General features: G+C 70.4%; 20 protein-coding genes. 16 read left to right on the forward strand and 4 right to left on the reverse strand.

Annotated features, from left to right (window positions below):
- The first annotated feature begins 414 nt into the window (after positions 1 to 414).
- The 7 genes from BLU84_RS08375 to thpR all read left to right on the forward strand — a co-directional run bounded on the left by BLU84_RS08375 (position 415) and on the right by thpR (position 8,455).
- Positions 415 to 1,977, forward strand: coding sequence for a protein adenylyltransferase SelO (locus tag BLU84_RS08375; protein ID WP_074865153.1), 1,563 nt, complete (start codon positions 415 to 417; stop codon positions 1,975 to 1,977).
- Between the two features lie 170 nt (positions 1,978 to 2,147).
- Positions 2,148 to 3,029, forward strand: coding sequence for a GNAT family N-acetyltransferase (locus BLU84_RS08380; protein ID WP_074865157.1), 882 nt, complete (start codon positions 2,148 to 2,150; stop codon positions 3,027 to 3,029).
- 49 nt (positions 3,030 to 3,078) lie between these two features.
- Positions 3,079 to 4,974 carry an ATP-binding cassette domain-containing protein gene (locus tag BLU84_RS08385; RefSeq protein ID WP_074865160.1) on the forward strand — a complete coding sequence of 632 codons (1,896 nt, stop codon included), beginning with the start codon at positions 3,079 to 3,081 and terminating at the stop codon, positions 4,972 to 4,974.
- Between the two features lie 279 nt (positions 4,975 to 5,253).
- Positions 5,254 to 5,817 (forward strand): SRPBCC family protein, encoded by a 564-nt coding sequence (locus tag BLU84_RS08390; protein WP_074865163.1) that lies wholly within the window; start codon positions 5,254 to 5,256, stop codon positions 5,815 to 5,817.
- Positions 5,814 to 6,614 (forward strand): helix-turn-helix domain-containing protein, encoded by an 801-nt coding sequence (locus tag BLU84_RS08395; protein WP_074865166.1) that lies wholly within the window; start codon positions 5,814 to 5,816, stop codon positions 6,612 to 6,614. Before BLU84_RS08390 ends, BLU84_RS08395 begins: the two co-directional genes overlap by 4 nt.
- A 38-nt stretch (positions 6,615 to 6,652) precedes the next feature.
- Complete coding sequence (locus BLU84_RS08400; RefSeq protein WP_139174824.1) at positions 6,653 to 7,774, forward strand: hypothetical protein; 1,122 nt, start codon at positions 6,653 to 6,655, stop codon at positions 7,772 to 7,774.
- Between the two features lie 90 nt (positions 7,775 to 7,864).
- Positions 7,865 to 8,455, forward strand: a complete 591-nt coding sequence (thpR, locus tag BLU84_RS08405) for an RNA 2',3'-cyclic phosphodiesterase (protein ID WP_074865170.1) — start codon at positions 7,865 to 7,867, stop codon at positions 8,453 to 8,455.
- Positions 8,456 to 8,483: 28 nt separating this feature from the next.
- Here thpR and BLU84_RS27730 read toward each other — a convergent pair whose 3' ends face one another.
- A complete protein-coding gene (locus BLU84_RS27730; protein WP_170849118.1) occupies positions 8,484 to 8,876 on the reverse strand; it encodes a hypothetical protein in 393 nt (130 codons plus the stop codon).
- Positions 8,877 to 8,916: 40 nt separating this feature from the next.
- Here BLU84_RS27730 and BLU84_RS27735 point away from each other — a divergent pair, with 40 nt between their 5' ends.
- Positions 8,917 to 9,462: a YdeI/OmpD-associated family protein gene (locus tag BLU84_RS27735; RefSeq protein WP_324610478.1), complete on the forward strand. Its 546-nt coding sequence runs from the start codon at positions 8,917 to 8,919 to the stop codon at positions 9,460 to 9,462.
- Positions 9,463 to 9,953: 491 nt separating this feature from the next.
- Here BLU84_RS27735 and BLU84_RS08415 read toward each other — a convergent pair whose 3' ends face one another.
- Complete coding sequence (locus BLU84_RS08415; RefSeq protein WP_074865173.1) at positions 9,954 to 10,802, reverse strand: endonuclease/exonuclease/phosphatase family protein; 849 nt, start codon at positions 10,800 to 10,802, stop codon at positions 9,954 to 9,956.
- A 270-nt stretch (positions 10,803 to 11,072) separates the two neighbouring features.
- On the reverse strand, positions 11,073 to 12,842 hold the full coding sequence (locus tag BLU84_RS08420; protein WP_074866476.1) for a M14 family metallopeptidase: 1,770 nt from the start codon (positions 12,840 to 12,842) through the stop codon (positions 11,073 to 11,075).
- Between the two features lie 308 nt (positions 12,843 to 13,150).
- Here BLU84_RS08420 and BLU84_RS08425 point away from each other — a divergent pair, with 308 nt between their 5' ends.
- The 3 genes from BLU84_RS08425 (at position 13,151) to BLU84_RS08435 (ending at position 16,427) form a co-directional block, all read left to right on the forward strand.
- Positions 13,151 to 13,792: a glutathione S-transferase family protein gene (locus tag BLU84_RS08425; RefSeq protein WP_074865176.1), complete on the forward strand. Its 642-nt coding sequence runs from the start codon at positions 13,151 to 13,153 to the stop codon at positions 13,790 to 13,792.
- Positions 13,793 to 14,089: 297 nt separating this feature from the next.
- Positions 14,090 to 15,712 carry a POT-type proton-dependent oligopeptide transporter gene (locus BLU84_RS08430; RefSeq protein ID WP_074865179.1) on the forward strand — a complete coding sequence of 541 codons (1,623 nt, stop codon included), beginning with the start codon at positions 14,090 to 14,092 and terminating at the stop codon, positions 15,710 to 15,712.
- A 94-nt stretch (positions 15,713 to 15,806) separates the two neighbouring features.
- A complete protein-coding gene (locus tag BLU84_RS08435) occupies positions 15,807 to 16,427 on the forward strand; it encodes a rhomboid family intramembrane serine protease (RefSeq protein ID WP_074865184.1) in 621 nt (206 codons plus the stop codon).
- A gap of 169 nt (positions 16,428 to 16,596) precedes the next feature.
- Here BLU84_RS08435 and BLU84_RS08440 read toward each other — a convergent pair whose 3' ends face one another.
- Positions 16,597 to 16,788 (reverse strand): hypothetical protein, encoded by a 192-nt coding sequence (locus BLU84_RS08440; RefSeq protein ID WP_074865187.1) that lies wholly within the window; start codon positions 16,786 to 16,788, stop codon positions 16,597 to 16,599.
- A gap of 284 nt (positions 16,789 to 17,072) precedes the next feature.
- Here BLU84_RS08440 and BLU84_RS26275 point away from each other — a divergent pair, with 284 nt between their 5' ends.
- The 5 genes from BLU84_RS26275 to BLU84_RS28410 all read left to right on the forward strand — a co-directional run bounded on the left by BLU84_RS26275 (position 17,073) and on the right by BLU84_RS28410 (position 21,189).
- Entirely contained in the window at positions 17,073 to 18,641 is a 1,569-nt protein-coding gene (locus BLU84_RS26275; protein WP_074865190.1) for a histone H1-like repetitive region-containing protein, read from the forward strand.
- Positions 18,642 to 18,766: 125 nt separating this feature from the next.
- A complete protein-coding gene (locus BLU84_RS08450; RefSeq protein ID WP_074865195.1) occupies positions 18,767 to 19,042 on the forward strand; it encodes a GNAT family N-acetyltransferase in 276 nt (91 codons plus the stop codon).
- A gap of 272 nt (positions 19,043 to 19,314) precedes the next feature.
- Entirely contained in the window at positions 19,315 to 20,028 is a 714-nt protein-coding gene (locus BLU84_RS08455) for a pseudouridine synthase (protein ID WP_074865196.1), read from the forward strand.
- 136 nt (positions 20,029 to 20,164) lie between these two features.
- Entirely contained in the window at positions 20,165 to 21,004 is an 840-nt protein-coding gene (locus BLU84_RS08460) for a DUF3298 and DUF4163 domain-containing protein (RefSeq protein ID WP_074865199.1), read from the forward strand.
- Between the two features lie 89 nt (positions 21,005 to 21,093).
- Positions 21,094 to 21,189, forward strand: coding sequence for a DUF6053 domain-containing protein (locus BLU84_RS28410; RefSeq protein ID WP_425479353.1), 96 nt, complete (start codon positions 21,094 to 21,096; stop codon positions 21,187 to 21,189).
- Positions 21,190 to 21,491: the final 302 nt, after the last annotated feature.

A 21,491-nucleotide genomic window follows, 5' to 3' on the forward strand; every position in this document is an offset into this window, starting at 1 on the left:
CATGACTCTGAAGTCTCTGGATCCCCGTCTTCGCGGGGATGACGGCTTGGAGCGGGGCGGCGAAACCCGGTTGCCGCTACACCCGCCTATCGGCATGCCCGCGAAGGCGGGCATCCAGGGCTTCACCCAGGCATGACTCTGAAGTCTCTGGATCCCCGCCTTCGCGGGATGACGGGCTGGAAAGGGCGCGACGAAACCTACCTATCGTCATGCCCGCGAAAGCGGGCATCCAGGGCTCCATCGAGGCATGACTCTGAAGTCTCTGGATCCCCGCGTTCGCCGGGATGACGGTCTGGCGGAAACGCCGCGAAGCCCATCTGCCTCCGACTCCGCCTTCGCAACGCTCCATGCCACGGCTTGGGTTCGCCATCGCCGGCACCCATCTCCTTCCCACCTCCAAACCCGCCCCCGCCCATGCACGCTCTGCGCTTCGACAACGCCTTCGTCCGCGACCTGCCGGGCGATCCGGACGCCGCGCCGGGCGTGCGCCAGGTCCACGGCGCGCTGTATTCGCGGGTCGATCCCACGCCGGTGGCGGCGCCGCGCTTGCTCGCGCATTCGGCCGAAATGGCCGCGGCGCTGGGCTTCAGCGAGGCCGAGGTCGCCAGCCCCGCGTTCGCCGAGGCGTTCGGCGGCAATGCGCTGTTGCCGGGCATGCAGCCGTATGCGGCCAACTACGGCGGCCATCAGTTCGGCGCCTGGGCCGGCCAGCTCGGCGACGGGCGCGCGATTTCGCTGGGCGAGGTCGTCGCCGACGACGGCCGGCGCTGGGAACTGCAGCTCAAGGGCGCCGGGCCGACGCCGTACTCGCGCAGCGCCGACGGCCGCGCGGTGTTGCGTTCCTCGATCCGCGAATTCCTGTGCAGCGAAGCCATGCACCACCTCGGCGTGCCGACCACGCGCGCGCTGAGCCTGGTCGGCACCGGCGACAGCGTGGTCCGCGACATGTTCTACGACGGCCACCCGCAGGCCGAGCCCGGCGCGATCGTCTGCCGCGCGGCGCCGTCGTTCATCCGCTTCGGCAACTTCGAGCTGCCGGCCTCGCGCGGCGACACCGCGTTGCTGAAGGCCTTGCTGGATTTCTGCATCCGCCGCGATTTCCCGCACCTGGCCGACGCCGGCGAAAACGCCTACGCGCAGTGGTTCGGCGACGTGGCGCAGCGCACCGCGACGCTGATGGCGCACTGGATGCGGGTCGGCTTCGTGCACGGGGTGATGAACACCGACAACCTGTCGATCCTCGGTCTGACCATCGATTACGGCCCGTACGGCTGGATCGACAACTACGACCCGGACTGGACCCCGAACACCACCGACGCCGGCCGCCGCCGCTACCGCTACGGCCAACAGCCGCAGGTGGCGTACTGGAACCTGAGCCAGCTGGCCGGCGCGCTGTCGCCGCTGATCGCGACGGAGGCCTTGCAGGACGGGCTGCGGCGCTATGTGGAGACCTACAACCAGGCCGAGCGCGACGCGATCGCGCGCAAGCTGGGCCTGCGCGACTGCAGCGACGGCGACGTGGCGCTGATGCAGGAACTGCGCGGCTGGCTGCAGGCCAACGAGATCGACATGACGATCTTCTTCCGCGCGCTGGCCGATATCGACGTGCGTGTCGAACGTCCCGACCCGGCGCCGCTGGCCGAGGCCGCGTACGACCCGGAGCGCGCCGCCGCGGCCGAGCCGGCGCTGCGCGACTGGCTGGCGCGTTACGCCGCGCGGGCGCGCGAGGACGGCTCGCCCGCGGACGAGCGCGAAGCGCGCATGGACGCGGCCAACCCGCGCTACGTGCTGCGCAACTATCTGGCGCAGCAGGCCATCGACCGCGCCGAGCAGGGCGATCTGGCCGGCGTGCATGAATTGCTGGACGTGATGCGCCGGCCTTACCACGACCAGCCCGGCCGCGAAGCGTTCGCCGCCAAGCGCCCGGACTGGGCGCGCGAGCGGGCCGGCTGTTCGATGCTTTCCTGCAGCTCGTAACCGCGTCATTTCCCTGTAGGAGCGGCGCGAGCCGCGACTGCGACAACGCAACCATTGCGCAAGTGTCGGCGTAGTTGCGTTGTCGCGGTCGCGGCTCGCGCCGCTCCTACAGGGGTGCTGCGATACAAAACGAAACGCATGGCGGACAGCGGGCGGCGCACAATCGCGGCATGTCATCGCAACCGACCCTGCGCATCCTCGACCACACCGACCTCGCCCTGCATCCGGCGTACTGCGATTACGTCGCGCAGGTGTTCTCCCAGGCCGATTTCCGCCGCTGGTGCGAATGGGACCAGTGGGCTCCGGGCTATCGCGCCTACAGCCTGTTCGAGGACGGACGCGTCGTCGCCAACGCCTCGACGATGCGCCAGCGCTTGATCGTCGGCGGCGAGGAGATCGTCGCATTCCAGTTCGGCGCCGTCGGTTGCCTGCCCGAACGGCGCGGCCGCGGCCTGGCGCGGCGGGCGATGCAGGCGGCGCTGGCCGAGTGCGGCGACGCCCCGGCGCTGCTGTTCGCCAACGACAGCGTGCTGGCGTTCTACCCGCGCTTCGGCTTCGCGCCCGCGCCGCAGGCCTTGTTCGAGGCGCCGCATGCGGTCGAGCCCGCGCCGCGGCGCGCGCCGCGACTGGATCTGGCCGATCCGGCCGTGCGCGCACGCTTTCTCGCCCTGGCCGCGCGCGCCGCGCCGACCGGCGGGCGCTTCGCCAGCCGCGACTACGGCCGCGTCGCCACCTGGTACGCGGCCAACGGCTTTGCTGCGCCGCTGTTCGAACTCGACCCGGACACCTGGGTTTTCGCCAGGGAAGAAGACGGGGTGCTGGAGATCGAGGACGTGGTCGCCGCCGCGCCCTCGCACGCGGCGCTGGCGGCGGCGTTGCCGCGCCTGATCGAACGCCCGGTGCGGGCGCTGCGCTTCGGTTTCGACCCCGAACGGCTGTGGCCGCAGGCCCGCGCCAGCGGCCCGGACGACGACGCCGGGCTGTTCCTGCGCGGCCTGGACCCGTCCCGGCTCGGGCCGCACAGCCGGTTTCCGGTGCTGGCGCGCACCTGATCGCGGCGCGGACGGCGCGCGCGGCCGCCGCGCCGGCTAGAATGCGCGCATGCCTTTGATCACCGTACAGAACGCCGACTACAGCGTCGGCGGCCCGCTGCTGCTCGAAAACGTCGAATTGGCCATCGAACCGGGCGAACGCATCGCCCTGATCGGCCGCAACGGCGCGGGCAAGTCCACCCTCATGAAACTGCTCGCCGGCGAACTGGTGCCCGACGACGGCGAGATCCGCCGCGAGGGCGGCGTGCGCGTCGCCCGCCTGGAGCAGGAAGTCCCGCCGGGCGCCGCCGGCAGCGTGTTCGACGTGGTCGCCGACGGCCTCGGCGAGCTCGGCCACTGGCTGGCCGAATTCCACCACCTCAGCCACGCCGAGCACTACGACGCCGACGCGGTGGCCAAGGTCCAGACCAAGATCGAGGACGCGCAAGGCTGGGGCCTGGACCAGCGCGTCGAAGAAACCCTGACCCGGCTCGGCCTGGACGGCGAGGCCGAGTTCGCCGGCCTGTCCGGCGGCATGAAGCGGCGGGTGCTGCTGGCGCGCGCGCTGGTGTCGGCGCCCGACCTGCTGTTGCTGGACGAACCGACCAACCACCTCGACATCGAAGCCATCGACTGGCTCGAACAGTTCCTCAAGTCCTGGAGCGGCGCGCTGCTGTTCGTCACCCACGACCGCCGCTTCCTGCGCGCGCTGGCCACCCGCATCGTCGAGATCGACCGCGGCCGCGTCACCAGCTGGCCCGGCGACTGGGACAACTACCTGCGCCGCCGCGAGGAGCGTTTGAACGCCGAGGCGCAGGAAAACGCCCGCTTCGACAAGCTGCTGGCGCAGGAAGAGGTGTGGATCCGCCAGGGCATCAAGGCCCGCCGCACCCGCGACGAAGGCCGCGTGCGCCGGCTCAAGGCGATGCGCAACGAGCGCGCCGTGCGCCGCGACACGGTCGGCAATGTGCGCATGGAGTTCGCCCAGTCCGAGCAGTCCGGGCGCAAGGTGATCGAGGCCAAGGACGTGCTGTTCGACTACGGCGGCCGGCCGATGCTGCGCGATTTCTCCAGCACCGTGTTCCGCGGCGACCGCATCGGCCTGATCGGCCCCAACGGCAGCGGCAAGACCACGCTGCTGAAGGTGCTGCTGGGCGAACTGGCGCCCAAGGCCGGCGAAATGCGCCTGGGCAGCAATCTGCAGATCGCCTATTTCGACCAGTACCGCGCGACCCTGCGCGAGGACTGGAACGCGATCGAGAACGTCGCCGAGGGCCGCGAGTACGTCGAGGTCGGCGGCAAGAGCAAGCACATCATCGGCTACCTGCAGGATTTCCTGTTCACCCCGGAACGCGCGCGCGCGCCGATCACCCGCCTGTCCGGCGGCGAGCGCAACCGTCTGCTGCTGGCCAAGCTGTTCGCCCAGCCGTCGAACCTGCTGGTGATGGACGAACCGACCAACGACCTGGACGTGGAAACCCTGGAGCTGCTGGAAGAGCTGCTCGGCGATTACCCGGGCACGCTGCTGCTGGTCAGCCACGACCGCGACTTCCTCGACAACGTGGTCACCTCGACCCTGGTGATGGAAGGCGAGGGCGAGGTCGGCGAATACGTCGGCGGCTACAGCGACTGGCTGCGCCAGCGTCCGGCCGCGTTCGCGCCGGCCAAGTCCACGGCCGCGGCGATGGCCAAACCGGCGGCGGCGACCGTCGCGGCGCCGGCGGCGGCGCCCGAGCCCGCGGCGGCCAAGCGCAAGCTGAGCTACAAGGACGCGCGCGAGCTGGAACAGTTGCCGGCGCGGATCGAAACGCTGGAAACGCGCCTGGCCGAGCTGACCGAGCAGATGAACCAGCCGGCGTTCTACCAGCGTGACAGCGCGGCGATCAACGCCCACAACGCCGAGCTGGCCAAGACCCAGGCCGAGCTCGACCACGCGTACGCGCGCTGGGCCGAACTGGACGGCTGAGGCGACGGCCGCGGCGGTTGTCGCGGCCGATCGGATGAGTCGGGGCTCGCCGCCCCGACGCGGCGGGCTCGGTGCGAACGTGCATCGGGCCGGCCCGATGCCCGCGCGTTCGCAGCCATCGCGGACCGTTCCGGGCCGGCGCGCCGCACACCCCGCCGCGTCTGCGCCTGCGAACCGCGCCGCGCCGCACGCCATCCCAACTTCCGGCCATTGCCGCCGCCGCGCGCACGGTTCCTAATTCGCCCATCGGCGCCGCAGGCGCGGCGCGGGAGCCAGCCGATGCGCACCGTCCGCCTTGCCCTGATCGCGATCGGCCTCGCCGCCGGCGTCTCCGCGCCCGCCGCCGCGGCGGTGAAGGACGCCGCCGCCAACGGTTTCACGGTCGAAAACGAACGCACCGTCGCGGTCGACGCCGCCACGGCGTGGAAGGCGCTGACCGGCGATGTCGACCGTTGGTGGCCGAAGGACCACACCTGGTGGGGCCGCGACTCGCGCCTGTCGATCGACGCACGCGCCGGCGGCTGCTTCTGCGAGCGCAGCGAAGACGGCCGGCGCCAGGCGGCGCACATGACGGTGAGCTTCGTCGACCCGGGCAAGACCCTGCGCCTGCTCGGCGGGCTCGGCCCGCTGCAAGGCATGGGCCTGAGCGGGGCGATGGAATTCCGGCTCAGCCCGGCCAAGGACGGCGGCACCCGCATCGTCCTGTTCTACCGCGCCGGCGGCTACACGCCCGACGACCTGTCCAAGTTCGCGCCGGTGGTCGACAAGGTCCAGGGCCTGCAACTGGGCGGCCTGGCCGACTACCTCGAGCGCGGCCGCGCGGGCGCCGCGCCGCGCCCATGAGCGAGGCCTACCGCACCCGCCACGAACGCAACGCGGCGCTGGCCACCCATCGCCACCGCGAGGCTTACGCGGCGCTGGTGCTGGACGGCGACTACACCGAATCCAGCCTCGACGGCCCGCTGCCGTGCGCGCCGGGGACGCTGGTGCTGCACCCGCCGTTCCACGCCCACGGCGACCGCTTCGGCCGCAGCGGCGCCAGCGCGATCAACCTGGAACTGAGCGCGAGCCTGACTCCGGGGGTGATCGCCGACGCCGGCTTCGCCGCGCGCGCCTGGCGCGTGCACGACCTGCGCGAGGCGCGCGAAGTGTTCGAACGCGCGCCGCAGCGGCTGGGCGAACTGCTGGCCTGCGCCGCGCCGCAGGCCGCCGCCGCGCTGCCGGACTGGCAGGGCGAACTGCTGCGGCGGATGGCGCAGGACGAGCGCGAGATCGCCGAACTGGCGCGCGAACTCGGGGTCTCGGCCGAACACGCCAGCCGCGCGCTCGGCCGCAGTTTCGGCATGCCGCCGCGCGCGCTGCGGCGCGAGGCGCGCTGGCGCCGAGCGTTGCAGCTGCTCGGCGCGCCGATGGCGCTGGCCGAAGTCGCCGCTGCGGCCGGCTTCGCCGACCAGAGCCATCTGCACCGGATCGTGGTCGCCCACGCCGGCTGCACGCCGCTGCAATTGCGCCGCGAGCTGGCTCAAGCGGCGTCGCCGGCGTCCGCCCGGCCCACCGGCCAGGGCCGCGCCGGTTCGCGGCGGCCCGATGCGGGACACATCAAGTGCGTACAAGATTCGCCGGCCGCGCTGGCCGCCTAATGGGCTCCACAGCCCACCGCGCGAGCCCGGAGTCCCCCATGCGTAATCGTTCCCCGCTGTTGTCCCTGCTGCCGGCGGCCGCATTGCCGGTGTTGATCGGCTGGATGATCGGCGCCACCGCCGCGCCGCTGTCGCCGGGCAGCGGCCCGCAGGCCGCCGACGCGGTCAGCCGCGCGCTCGGCGCGGTGCTGCGCGCGCAGGCGCCCGAGGCGCTGGACGCGCTCAAGGCCGCGCCGGCCGAGCAGTTCGACGGCAAGGACGCGGCCTTCCGCCAGTGCATGCTCGAACGCCACGAGCGCAAGGCGCCGCCGCCGACGGTGGGCGCGCCCAAGGACGCGTTCGCGGCCAAGGTGCTGGACATCTACCAGCGCTACTGGTGGCACGCGGTGCGCGAGCCGCAGCGCCGCGCCGAGCTCGACCGCGCGCTCAAGAACGACCTCGCCGCGGCGATCGGCGAGCCGCCGCCGGGCGAGGGCGACGAGGCCTTCGAAGCGCTCTACGCCAAGATCGACGCGCGCCTGCGCGAGAGCGGCTTGCATCCGCTGCAAGGCCGCACGCCGCCGCTGTACGACCTGTTCCTGTGGGGCGGGCAGGAGGTGCGCGACTACACGGTCGAGCTGCCGGGCGGGGTCGAGCAGCCGGTCAAGGTGTTCGTGATGGACGCCTGGATCAGCCGCGGCTGGAGCCACTACGCCGCTTGCGGCGCCACCGGCGCGGCCGGCTGGGCCAAGCCCGAAGGGCTGTACGCGGTGCGCGAAGCCTACGGCGATCTGCAGGGCGAAGACTTCAAGGTCAGCTTCCTCGGCCACGAAGCGCAGCACTTCGCCGACCTCAAGCGTTGGCCCAAGCTGCCGCCGTGGCGGCTGGAATACCGGGCCAAGCTGGTCGAACTGGCCAAGGCCGACAGCAGCCGCGGCAAGCTGCTCGACCGCTTCTACCGCAGCCAGGACGACAACCTCGATCACCCGCATCCCTACGCCAACAAGAAGGTGCTGGCCGATACCGTCGCCGCGCTCGGTCTGAAGCCCGATGCCGACCTGCGCACGGCCGACCCGGCCGCGGTGCGCCGCGTCGCCGCCGAGATCCTCGGCGCCGACACGCGCAAGATCGAGAGCGAGCCGGCCGGAACTTACGCCGAAGACGCCAAGCCCAAGCCCTGAGCGCATAGCGGGCGCGCGGCCGCAGCGCCGCGCGCCCGTCGCGTCGTGCGCGGCCCACGGCCGGCGCGCCCCAGCGGTTAGACTTCGCGCATGCATCAGTCTTCTTTGTTCGGCGAGCCTTCGCCGCGCCAGCCCGCCGAGCTGCATCGCCTGTTCTTCGCCCTGTGGCCGGACCCCGACGCGCGCGCGCAGATGCGCCAACGCGCGCTGGCGCTGGAGACGGCGCAGCAGCCGGGCGGGCGCATGATCGGCGCCCATCGCTATCACCTCACCCTGCAATTCCTCGGCGATTTCGATGCGTTGCCGCAGTCGCTGGCGCAACGCGCCGCGGCCGCCGCGGCGACGGTGCAGGCCGCGGCCTTCGACCTCGCGCTCGACCGCGCCGGCAGCTTCGCCAATCGCGACATCCCGTGGTGGCTCGGCAGCGCCCAGCCCGATCCGGGCCTGAGCCTGCTGTGGGACCGGCTCGGCGTGGCGCTGGCCAAGCACGGGGTCAAGGTCGTCGCCAGCCATCGAGCGCACGCGCCGCACGTCACCATCGTGCGCCAGGCCGAGCGCGGCCTGGCGGCGATGCCGATCGAGCCGTTGGTGTGGCGGATCGATCGTTTCGTGTTGCTGCATAGCGAGCTGGGGCGGCGCAATGAGTATTCGTTGCTGGGCGAGTGGCGTCTGCCGGATTGAGCGGCGGGGGCGATTGGGCTGGCGCGGATTAAGCCGGTACCGATTGAGCCGGCGCGCGCGGGCGGCGCAGAATGGGCCGTCTTCGGTACGGAGTGCGGGTCATGGCTCGGCGCGAATCGGATCCGGGTAGTGCGCTGCCGGTGAAGGCCGGCGTGAAAAAGGCGGCGAAGAAGGTGGCTACGGGTAGGTCGGTCGCGTCGGCGGCCGCTGCGAAGCGCGCTGAACCGAAAAAAATCGACTCGAAACGAGCCGCCGCGAAGGTATCTGCCCCGAAGACGGCGACTGCGAAGCCGGCCATCGCCAAGAAAACATCGGCGAAGAAAACCGCGCCCGCATCGGCGCCGACCCGGCCGAAACCATCGGCCAAACCCGCAGCGGCATCGGCGCCCGCCGCCACGACGTTCCCGCGCGAGCCGCGCATCGACGCCTACATCGCCCGCGCCGCGCCGTTCGCGCAACCGATCCTGCGCGACCTGCGCGAGCGCGTGCACGCCGCCTGCCCGCCGGTGCAGGAGACGATCAAATGGGGCATGCCCAACTTCGTCTACCGCGGCAAGATCCTGTGCGGTATGGCCGCGTTCAAGCAGCACGCCAGCTTCGGCTTCTGGCAGGGCGCCAACATCGTCGGCGCCGAACAGTCGGCCGGCAGCGACGCGATGGGCCAGTTCGGCCGCCTGACCGCGCCTGCCGACCTGCCGGGCCGGCGCGAGTTCGCGGCGCTGGTGAAGCGGGCGATGGCGCTGATCGAAACCGGCGCCAAGCGCCCGCCGAGCAAAACCGCGCAACCCAAGCCGCCGCCGCGGCCCCCGGCCGACCTGGCCGCGGCATTGGCCGCCAACCCCGCCGCGCGCAAGACCTTCGACGGTTTTCCGCCGAGCCAACAACGCGAGTACGTGGAGTGGGTGGAGACCGCCAAGCGCGAAGAAACCCGGCGCGCGCGGGTGGCGCAGGCGGTGGAGTGGATGGCGCAGGGGAAGGTGCGCAATTGGAAGTACATGGCGAAGTGAGTCCGCGCGATGCGGGGCAGGGCGCTGAAGTCTCTGGATCCCCGCGTTCGCGGGGATGACGGTTTGGAGGGGCGCGGCGAAACCCATTCCCCGCCAAAGCCACCTATCGTCATGCCCGCGAAAGCGGGCATCCAGGGCTTCATCGAGGCATGGCTCTGAAGTCTCTGGATCCCCGCCTTCGCGGGGATGACGGCCTGGAGGGGCGCGGCGAAGCCCATTCGCTATGAAAGCCACCTATCGTCATGCCCGCGAAGGCGGGCATCCAGGGCTTCATCGAGGCATGGCTCTGAAGTCTCTGGATCCCCGCCTTCGCGGGGATGACGGCTTGGAGAGGCGCGGCGAAACCCGTTTGCCGTGCAACCCGCCTATCGTCATGCCCGCGAAGGCGGGCATCCAGGGCTTTATCGCGACATGGCTCTAAAGTCTCTGTATCCCCGCCTACGCGGGGATGACGGTCTTGGAGACGCGCCGCAAAACCCACCGGTCGTCATTCAACGCAACGGCCGCAACCTCACGAACAAGCCGAAGTGATCCGACGGCCACACCCCGTCGCGGCTCTGGTTCAGCACGATCCGCGCCTCGGTCACCGAGAACCCGTGCGGATCGTAGAACACATGATCGATCCGCTGCGCCGGCAGATACGCCGGGTTGAGCGTGCTGGCTCGCCCGGCATCGCCGGCCAGGTCGGGATGCGCGGTGGCGAAGGCATCGGCGTAGCGGGCGCGCAGCGCCGCCAGTTCTGGCGCGTCGGCGTCGGTGTTGAAGTCGCCGGCAAGGATGGTGCGGCGGCCGTGCGCGGTGGCGTCGACGAAGCCGAGCAGGCTGTCGATCTGGCGCCGGCGGATCGCGCCGCCGTCGCGCTCGTTGTGCAGATGCGTCGCGTAGAAATCCACGCCGGGGCGCTGCGCGTCGCCGCCAGCGAGCACATGCGCAGCGGTGCGGTAATCGTTCAAGGGTTCGAGCTTGCGCTCCTGCGCCGGCGAACCGGCGCCGGCGAGCAGGATCGCGTTGCCGTAGCGGCGCGCCGCCGCGGGCGGATCGACCGAGACGAAGCTGACCCGGTAGCCCAGCGCCTGGCCGAGGTCTTCGGCCTGATTGGTCAGGCCCGGGCGTTGCAGCACTTCCTGCAACGCGATCAGGTCGGGCTTGAGCCGGCGCACCTCCTCGACGATCAAGGCGCGCCGCTTGGGCCAGTCGCCCTTGTCGTGCCACAGGTTGAGCGTGAGCACGCGCACCTCGCCGGCCTGCGCAGGTTCGGCGGTGCGTTCGGCGACGGGCGCACCGGCGCAGGCGCTCAGCGCGACGGCCACGGCGGCGAGAAAGAAACGGCGCGTAAGCATGCGGCGTATCCCGATGACGACGATACCGCGAGGATAACGCGACACCGATCGGATCGCCGCACAGCCGCGGCCGCCCCCTGTAGGAGCGGCGCAAGCCGCGACCGCGACACCGCAACTACGCCGCAACTGCGGTTCGCAATGCGCGGGCTGCGATTGCGGCGCGACTACGATGCTGGCGCCGCAAGCGCGGTGTCGCGGTCGCGACTCGCGTCGCTCCTACAGGGAGGCAATCCGGTCGACGCGCGGCGGCGTGCGCGCTGGGGATTGCGCTCAGCGCGGAACGGTCTCGGTGCGCAGCACGGGATACAGGTTGTAGCGCTCGTCCCAAGCGGTGTGGCGGCGGTAGAAGAAGTCCAGGCGCGCCTGCGGGCTCTTGGCGAACGCGGCATCCTCGCGCAGCTTGGTCTCGAACTCGGCCTTGACCTTGGGATCCTTGAGCATCTCGCGCGCCACTTCCTCGGCGACGTAATCCTCCATGTACTCCTTGCGCTCGAAGGCGTTGTTGAACTCGCCCCAGGCCGCCAGCGAATCGGGCGCCTGCGGTTCCAGCAGGGCCATGACCAAGCGCGACTTGGCCTGGGCGATGGGCACGAACAGCGCGCCGGCGACCAAATCCTGGGTTTCGTTCTTCCACTGCCCGCTCAAGGTGTTGCGCTGATGGCCTTCGCTGGACTGCGGCGAGAACTCGGCTTTGTCGGCGCGGAAGGCTTCGACCGGGGCGCCGCTGAGCGCCGCGTCCAGGCGCCGGTATTCGACGCCGTGCTGATCGAGCTTGGCCGCCACCCACGCCGCCTGCGCGGCCGGCACCAGATAACCGCCGCGCGGCGCCGGCACCTGGCGCGAGGGCTGGATGTCGTATTTGAGCGGCACGTTCCACACCTGCGGCTTGCTCTCGTCGTAGCGCGTCATCAGCGCACCGGACACGTCCGACGGCGTGCGCGTGTATTCGTAGCCGCGGAAGGCGACGGTGCGGCTCTTGTCGCTGGCCTTGTAGTCCAGCGCCACGGTCTGCCCGCCGAGCTGCTGCGCGCGGCGGTCGGCGGCGAGCGCATCGCTGCGCCACTGCGCGCCGTCGGCAGCGACCAGTTCCAGCAGGTCGACGATGGTGTTGCGGGTGATCCGCACGCGCGTGGGGTAGTCCTTCCACGAGTGGGTTTCCACCAGCATCGCCAGGCGGTTGCGCAGGTAGAAATAGCCGTGCGAGAAGCGCGGCGGCGGCACGCTGTCCTCGAAGCCGGAGGTCGGGTCGTCGGATTCGACGAAGGACGGGTAATAAGGCAGCGGCAGCGAACCTTGCTTGGACAGACGGGCGATGGTGCCGTCGCGCAGCGCGGTGCCGGCCTTGCGCAGGGCTTCGTCGCCGGCGTGCACCGGCTCGACCTGGATCGACACGTCGTGTTCGAACTTGGCCCCATCGGTGACGTGCAGGTCGATGTAGGCCAGCGGATCCCAGCGCTGCACCAGCTTGAGCATCGCCTGCATTTCCGGCGCGTCGGCCTTGAGGTAATCGCGGTTGAGGTTGTAGTTCTGCGCGGTCGTGCGCCAGCCCATTTCTTCCGGGCCGCGCTGGTTGGGACGGTTCCAGGCGCCGAAGCGCTCGTGGCCGTCGATGTTGAACACCGGCACGAACAGCAGCACCTGCTTGGCCAGCGCGCCCTTGGCCGCTTCGCCGTCGAGCGCCTGGCGCAAGGCCAGGAAGCCGGCGTCCTTGCCGTCGATCTCGCCGGAGTGGATGCCGCCCTGGATCAACAGCACCGGCAGGTTCTTGGCCTGCGCCTGCTGCGGGGTGAACGCGCCGCTGCGGGTCACCACCAGCACCTTCATCGGCCGGCCTTCCGGGGTGGTGCCGAAGTCTTCGCAGCGCACCGCGTCGGGATAGCGCTGGGCGAAGCGCGCGCACAGTTCGATCACTTCCTGGTAGCGGCCGGTCTTGAGGAAGCCGCTGCGCTCGGACACGGTGGTGATCGGCGCATCGGCGGCCCGCGCCGGCGCGGCGAAACCGCCGGCGAAAGCCAGCGCGAGGGCGAGGGCGGAGGGCAGGGCGGCGCGGAACTCGGGCTGGCGGGTCATTGGTACTTCCGAAGGTTGAGAGCGGCGCAGGGCGGCGGCGCGGCGGCCGCGGCGAGGCGCGGACGCGGGCGGCGCCGACGGCCGCGGGATCGGGCTGGGTCGGGCTGAGCAGGGTCGAACGTAGGGCCGGCTAAATGTAAGGGATCGCGCCGGCGCCTGCCTGTGCGCGGATCGGCCTGCTGACGGGAAGTGACAGCAGTCATGCCGCGCGGCTGCGTCCGCGCGCGGCGCCATCGCCTAGACTTCCGCATCCCGCACACCCGCCGTCAGGAGCGTCCATGTACGCGCTGTACTACTCGCCCGGAACCGCCAGCTTGGTCGTCCATTGGCTGTTGATCGAACTCGACCTGCCGCACGAGTTGCGCAGCGTCGATATGGCCGGACGCGCGCACAAGGGCGCGGACTATCTCGCGCTCAATCCCAACGGCGTGGTGCCGACCTTGCTGGTCGACGGCCAGCCGCGCTACGAGGCCGCGGCGTTGACCGTGTATCTGGCCGACCGCCACGGCGACGGCGCGTTCGCGCCGGCACCCGAGGATGCGCAGCGCGCCGAGTACCTGCAGTGGATGTTCAATCTGGTCGCGACCTTGCAGGCGCCGCTGCGCCTGTGGTGGTACCCGGGCGACCTGCAGGCCGACGACGAAGCCGTGCGGCGCGGCGCGCAGGCGCGCATCGAGGCCGCTTGCGAACGCCTGGACGCGCACCTGGGCGCGTCGCTCGCGCAGGGACGCGGGCCGTATCTGCTCGGCGAGCGCCTGAGCGCGGCCGATTTCTATCTGACCATGCTGATGCGCTGGACCCGCAAGCTGCCGCGCCCGGCGCACGAGTGGCCGCACCTGGGCGAACTGGCGCGGCGGATGAAGGCGCGGCCGAGCTTCGCCGAGCTGTACCGGCGCGAAGGCCTGGAGGAGTGGGCCTGAGGCAGGGCCGGGGCGGCGCAAGCCGGGAAACGGCTCGAGCAGGAACGCAGGCGCGCGCGCTCGGGCCTGGCCGTCCCACGCATTTTTTAGCGAGTTGCTGACTCCGCGCCTGTCGTCCCGCGCGGCTGAAATCTGAACGGCCGGTCGCCGGGCCGCTGCGCGGCCCGGCAGCGTTGGCGACCGCGCCGGCCAAGCCGGCGGCGCGGGCGATGGGGTAGTCTGTGGGGCTGGACCGCCCGGCGCATGCGCCGGGTCCCGCGAAGGACGCGCGATTCGACCGACGACCAGGACCGCCGCATGACCCAAGCCGCCACCGCCCCCGCCGATTCGCAGGGCAAGATGCCCCGCCAGATCGCCTTCATCATCGGCAACGAGGCGGCCGAGCGCTTCAGTTTCTACGGCATGCGCAACATCCTGACCGCGTTCCTGGTCGGCACCTTGCTGATGGCCTCCACCGGCGACCTCGCCGAGCGCGAGCGCATGGCCAAGGACGTGTTCCACACGTTCATGATCGGCACCTATTTCTTCCCGCTGCTCGGCGGCTGGCTGGCCGACCGCTACTTCGGCAAGTACAACACCGTCATCTGGTTCTCGCTGGTCTACTGCGCCGGCCACGCCTGTCTGGCCTTGTTCGAGCACAACCAGACCGGCTTCTACACCGGCCTGTTCCTGATCGCGTTCGGCGCCGGCGGCATCAAACCGCTGGTGGTGTCGTTCTGCGGCGACCAGTTCGACCAGAGCAACAAGCACAAAGCCAAGCTGGTGTTCGACGCGTTCTATTGGACGATCAACTTCGGCTCGCTGTTCGCGTCCTTGCTGATGCCGATCTTCCTGCGCGAATACGGCCCCTCGGTCGCCTTCGGCATCCCCGGCGCGCTGATGTTCCTGGCCACCTTCATCTTCTGGCTCGGGCGCAAGCGCTATGTGCTGGTGCCGCCGACGCGCAACGCGCCGGATCCGGATTCGTTCTTCAACGTCGCCCGCACCGCGCTGCGCGCCAAGACCGCGGGCCAGGGCAATCCGGGCGTGGCGGTGGCCGCGGTCGGCGTGGCCCTGGCTGCCGGCGCGCTGGCGCTGATTCCGAGCCTGGGCTTCGTCAAGAGCGCCTGTCTGGCGCTGGGCCTGCTGATCGGCTTCGGCGGCTACGGCATCTCGCTGCAGCTCGAACGCGCGCGCGGCATCCATCCCGACGCGGCCGTCGACGGCGTGCGCGCGGTGCTGCGGATCCTGATCGTGTTCGCCTTCGTCACCCCGTTCTGGTCGCTGTTCGACCAGAAGGCCTCGACCTGGGTGCTGCAGGGCCAGCGCATGGTGGTGCCGACCGAACTGTGGTGGTGGCCGAGCTGGCTGATCTCCGGCGAGGGCGGGGCCAAGGCTGCGGCCTCGCAGATGCAGGCGATCAACCCGCTGCTGGTGATGCTGCTGATCCCGTTCAACAACCTGGCGCTGTACCCGGCGCTGCGCCGGATCGGGATCAACCCCACGCCGCTGCGGCGCATGGGCTTCGGCATCGCGGTCTCGGGCCTGTCGTGGATCGTCGCGGCGGTGCTGCAGTTGTATATGGACGCCGGCCACCCCATGTCGCTGGCATGGCAGATCGTTCCCTACATCCTGCTGACCTTCGGCGAGGTGCTGGTGTCGGCGACCGCGCTGGAATTCGCCTACAGCCAGGCGCCGCCGTCGATGAAGGGCGTGATCATGGCCCTGTGGTACCTGACCAGCACCTTCGGCAACCTGTGGGTGATGCTGACCAACGCCGCGGTGCGCAACGAGGCGGTGACCTCGCACATCGCCGCCACCGGCCTGAGCGAGAACGCGTTCCTGATGTTCTTCTTCGCCGGCTTCGCGTTCGTGGCGGCGGCGGCGTTCGCCTTGTACGCGCGGCGTTATCAGATGCAGGACCATTACCGCGTCGCCTGAATCGCCGCGCCGCTTGAGCTGCGGTGCGGCCTGAACCGCCGCGCCGCTTGAACCGCCCTACTTAGTTCCCTCCACCCGCGAGCCCGACCCGACCATGATCACTTTCGTCCTGATCGCCGTGACCGTGCTGGTGTCGTGGCAGGCCTTCGAGAAGCCCAAGCTGTTCGAGCGACTGGTGCTGTGGCCCCCGGCGGTCGATCGTTTTCATCAGTACGACAGGCTGGTGACTTACGGTTTCGTGCATACCGATTGGCGGCATGTGCTGTTCAACATGATCACCCTGTACTTCTTTGGCCGTTCGGTCGAGAACATCTTTGCGCAGTTGACCGGGCAGGGCATGTTCCTGCTGTTTTATCTGTCGGCGCTGGTGGTTTCCATTCTTCCCAGCTACCTGCGGCATCGCAAAGATCCCGGCTACAGAACCCTGGGCGCGTCGGGTGCGGTGGAAGCGGTGTTGTTCGCGTTCGTGCTGTTCGACCCGTGGAACTGGATCATCTTCTTTGTGATTCCGGTGCCGGCGATCGTTTTCGCGGTGGCCTTCATCGGCTACTCGTATTGGGCCGACAAGCGCGGGGGCGGCAAGTACAACCACAATGCGCACCTGTCCGGGGCCATCTACGGCGTGCTGTTCATGCTGCTGCTGGAGCCGCGCGTGTTCCTGCTGTTCCTGGAAAAGCTGGCCAACCCCCGCGGACCGAGCTTCTTCGGGGGCTGACGGCGGGCGGATCCGGCGTTCGGCCGATCCGATTCCGACGGACCTGCCGAGCCCGGCAGATCGGTTCAAAACAGGCGCGTCGCCCTAAAACCGACGGGCCCGAAGGCCTCCCGCGCAGCGGGACGGACTTCGGGCCCGAGTCGTTTGTTGCGTTGCGGCGAACGGCGGCTCAGGCCGCGATCGAGCGCTCCAGTTCGAGCTCGCCTTCGCCGTAGGCCGCCGCCAGGCCGGCCTGAATCTGCGCGTCGAGCTCGCGCAGCTCGGCATCGTCGCCGATGCCGTCGCGGGCGAGGTCGAACAGGCGGGCGATGACGGCGTTGCTGTGGACGTCGTCGCTGTAGCGGTCGATGTGGCGAGCCATTGGATTTCCCCTTCGTCGTAACTGTGGACTTACGCACAGTTCTACGCAGGTTCCATGCCAGGGTTTTCCCTAGCTTGCATGACCGAAAAGTGACGCGAGAGGTCAACACCGGCCGGACAAGATCAGTCGCGTGACGCAACGCGGCGATACCTCACTTGCGCTCACTCACCATGAAGGTGCCGCGTGCTAACACGAAGGCGTGTTGGCAGCAGCACAGGCTGATGTAGTTACGGGGGCAGCCGCTATCATTCGCGCATTCGCAAACACTCGACGAGGAGTCAAGCATGGCGAGCAAGAAGGCGGGCAAGTCCGCAAGCAAGCAATCGGCAAAGAAACAATCGGCGAAAAAATCGGCCCAGCCGGCGCGCAAGCGCGCCGCGGGCAAGCAGGTCGCGGCCAAGAAGGCGGCGCTGAAGAAGCCCGCGAAGGCCGCCAAGACCGCGGTCAAGAAAGTGAAGCAGGCCGCGGCCAAGCCGGCGGCGAAGAAGACGGCGGCGAAGAAGACCGCCGCGGCGAAGCCGGCCAAGAAGGTCGCGGCGAAGAAGACCGCGAAGAAGGTTTCCGCCGGCAAGGTCGCCAAGCGGGCCACCGGCAAGAAGGTCGCGAACAAGAAGGTCGTGAGCAAGCAGGCCGCAAGCAAGCAGGTCGCGGCGAAGAAGGTCGTCAAGCAGGCGGCCAAGCCCGCGGCCAAGAAGGCGCTGGCGAAGAAATCGGTAAAGAAGGCGGCGACCAAGCAGGTCGTGGCCAAGAAGCCTGCCGCCAAGGCCGCGGCCGCGAAGAAGCCGGTCGCGAAGAAAGCGGCGACGAAGCAGGCGGCCGGCAAGCAGGCCGTCGCCAAGCAGGTCGTCGCCAAGAAGCCTGCGGCGAAGAAGGCCGTGGCGAAGAAGCCGGCCGCCAAGCCGGCGGTGGCGAAGAAGCTCGTCCAGGCGGTGCCGGCGACGGCAGCGGCGAAGCAGCCCGCGATCGCGACGGGCAAGCCGGCCCCGGACAAGGCGACGAAGCCTGCGAAGACCACGAAGCCCGCGGCCGCCAAGCCGGTCGTCGCGGCCAAGCCCGCACCGGCGCCGGTCGCTGCGCCCGCAGCCGCCAAGCCCGCGAAGACCGCCAAGCCCGTCGCGCCGAAGGCCGAAGCCGCGAGCGCGCCCAAACCGGCCGCCGCCAAGCCCGCGCGTCCGCGCGCCGAGCCCAAGCCCGCGCCGAGCGCGCCGGCGCAGGACGCGCCGCAGCGCAGCGGCGAACTGTTCGCCGAACCCGCCGTCGCGGCCAAGCCCAAGGCCGAGCGCAAGCCCAAGGCCAAGCCGGCACCCAAGCCCGAGGCCGAAGCGCCGTCTTCGCTGCCGGCCGGTTCGCTGGTTGCGGCCGGCGCCGCGGCCGAAGCCGCCGCACCGGCGCTGCAGGCCGAGTCGCATCAGGCCGACGAGCCCGCGGCCGCGCCGAGCGCGGTGGCCCAGGGCGCGGCGGAAACCGCGCTGGAAGCCGCCGCGGCGGCCGATAGCGACGAGACCGCCGGCGACGAGCACGCCGATGCCGCCACCGACGTCGCTGCGGCCGAACCGGCCGAGCACGCCGATTCGACCGCAGCCGACGACGAAGCCGCCGCGCACATCACCCCGGAACAGGCGCTGGAAAACACCCGCCGCCTGCTGCAGGCCAAGCAAGAGGCCGCGCGCGAGCCGCAGCCGTGGCAGCAGCTCGATCCGGGCCACGCCCACACGCCGGCGCCGGGCCCGCAGTCCGACAGCGCCGCGCACAAGGCCGGCGAACTGCATGCGGCCGAGAGCCGCATGGACGCGATCCAGGGTTCGATCGGCACCCAGGACCGCCACAACCAGGGCAAGCGCGACAACCGCTGAGCCCGTCCGCCGGCATCGCCGTTCGCGGCGATGCCGGCTCCGGCGCGTCCACGCGGCACAGCAAAGCCGCGGCGGCCCGCCGCCCGGCGCGCACCGATCGATCCGTACAAGAGCAGGAGCCGACCATGCCCGTTGCCGTGAACCACGACCCCGCGCAGCAGCGCTTCACCACCGTCGTCGACGGCGTCGAAGCCGAACTCGATTACCAACTGCGCGGCGACCAGCTCGTCATTACCCACACCGGCGTGCCCGAGGCCATCGGCGGTCGCGGCATCGCCAGCGACCTGGTCCGCGCCGCGTTCGAGTACGCGCGCGGGGCCGGCCTGAAGGTGCGGCCGGCGTGTTCCTATGCCGCGGTCTGGGCCGAGCGTCACCCGGAATACTCGCAACTGCTGGCCTGAGCCGGCCCGGCCTGGCCGGCCCGGCGCGAAGCCGCAACGCCCTGTGGGAGGGGCTTCAGCCCCGACGCTTTTGGCCCGGATCGCCGCGCAACTGAGCCAAAAGCGTCGGGGCTGAAGCCCCTCCCACAAGGGCCTGCCGCCCGGGGAACACGACCCGAAGCCGGCCGTTCGCGCCGCTTCGCCCGCCGCCGCACTCGCCTTCGCCGCGCGACTGTGCCAGCCTACGCGCCCCCCACGCCTTCCGCAGGCCGGTTTTCCGGCATGCTTCGCCCATGCGCCTGAACAAACACATCAGCGACACCGGTTTCTGCTCCCGCCGCGAGGCCGACGGCCTCATCGCCGAGGGCCGGGTCACCGTCAACGGCCTGCGCGGCCGGGTCGGCAGCGAGGTGGGCGAGGGCGACGAAGTGCGCGTGGACGGCGAGATCCTGCGCGTGCGCGCCGTGGTCAAGGGCAAGCGCCAGCACGTCTACATCGTGCTCAACAAGCCGGTCGGCGTGGTCTGCACCACCGAATCCGGGGTCAAGGACAACATCGTCGACTTCGTCGGCCACGACCGCCGGATCTTCCCGATCGGCCGCCTGGACAAGGATTCGGAAGGGCTGATCCTGCTGACCAGCAACGGCGACATCGTCAACGAGATCCTGCGCGCCGAGAACAAGCTGGAAAAGGAATACCTGGTCGCGGTCAACCACGAGGTGACGCCGGAATTCCTGCGCGGCATGGGCCGCGGCGTGCCGATCCACGGCCAGACCACGCTGCCGTGCAAGACCGGCAAGCTCGGCCGCTTCGGCTTCCGCATCGTGCTGGTGCAGGGCCTCAACCGGCAGATCCGCCTGATGGCCGCGCACTTCGGTTTCCGGGTCAAGCAGCTGCTGCGCGTGCGCATCGGCAACGTCAAGCTCGGCCACCTCAAGCCGGGCCAGTGGCGCAACCTCACCGACCCGGAACTGCAAGGCCTGCTGCCGCAACGCACGCAGTGGTGAACGCCGGGCAAACGCGCCTGCGGGCGCGGCCCGCATAACCCCGGACGGACGCTGCGGCCTAGATGCCGGCGTCACGCCTTGGGCGATAATGTCGCGCGCAAACCCCCACGGACGTACTTTCGATAAGGATCGCTGCATGAAGCGCGTCACCGCCGCCGTCTGTCTGCTGGCTCTGGCCCTGGCGGCCTGCAAGAAGGAAGCCGACACGCCCGCGACCAGCCAGTCGAGCGCGCCCGCCTCGACCGCGGCGCTGCCCGCGCCGGTGGTCGATACCGCGACGGCGCCGGTCGAACTCAAGGAAGTGGTCGAGACCACGCCGGGCTATGTGGTCGGCATCACCTACGCGACCCAGGCGGCCAAGTACCCGGGCCTGGCGCGCGAGCTCAAGCGCTATGCCGACGACGCCCGCGCCGAACTCATCGACGCCGCCAGCGGCCGCACCGCCAAGGACAATCCTTCGCCGTACGAGCTGTCGCTGACCTTCGACGACGTGGTCGATTCGCCCGACCTGATGGCGGTCTCGGCCGACGGCAGCAGCTACACCGGCGGCGCCCACGCCGCGCCGCTGATCGCGCGCTTCGTCTGGCTGCCCAAGCAGAACAAGCAGCTGACCGCGCAGGAACTGGTGCCTGACAAGGCCGGCTGGGCCGCGATCTCGCAATACGTGCGCGAACAACTGCACTCGGCGCTGTCGCAGCGCATCGACGCCGACGACCTGGCCCCGGCGGTGCGCGCCGAGCAGATCGAAACCGGTGGCCGCATGATCGACGACGGCACCGGCGCCGACCCGGCCAACTTCGCCATGTTCGAACCGGTGCGCGGCGCCGACGGCAAGCTCAGCGCGCTCAAGTTCGTGTTCGCGCCCTACGAGGTCGGCCCGTATTCGGACGGCACCCAGACGGTGGAAGTGCCGGCCTCGGTGCTGCTGCCGCATTTGGCGCCGGCCTATCGCGGGCTGTTCCTCGGCGGCGTCTAGCCGCTGCGCGAGGCGTCTGAGCTGCTGCGCGACGGCGTTCGCGGCGCCGATGGTCGGATACAGGTTCGGCGGTGCAGACAGGTCCGACTGTGGGAGGGCCTTCAGGCCCGACGCTTTTGTTCCAGATCGCGGCGATCCGAGCGGAAGGCGCCGGGCCTGAAGGCCCTCCCACAATTGGTGCCTGAAGGCTCTCCCACAATCGGCGCCTGAAGGCTCTCGCGCAGTCGGCGCAGCGCCGGGCGCGCGTGCCCCGCAATCGCGCCATCGCGGCAACGCAGCGTTCGCCGTTCGCGGCAGGTTCGGGCACATCGCCGCCGCGCGCCCTTTGCTATCGTAAATTCGCGGCGCCGGCCGCGCGCCCGGCCTCATCGGGCCACGCGCCAGGCGCCTTCGGAAGCCCGCCGCAGCGGGCCGCCGTCTCAGGACGAGCGCAGCGCGCCGCCGGCGCGCCGCAAACATCGCCACAGTCGTCGAGCACTCACCGGGC

Source organism: Lysobacter enzymogenes, from assembly GCF_900106525.1.
Lineage (GTDB): Bacteria > Pseudomonadota > Gammaproteobacteria > Xanthomonadales > Xanthomonadaceae > Lysobacter > Lysobacter enzymogenes.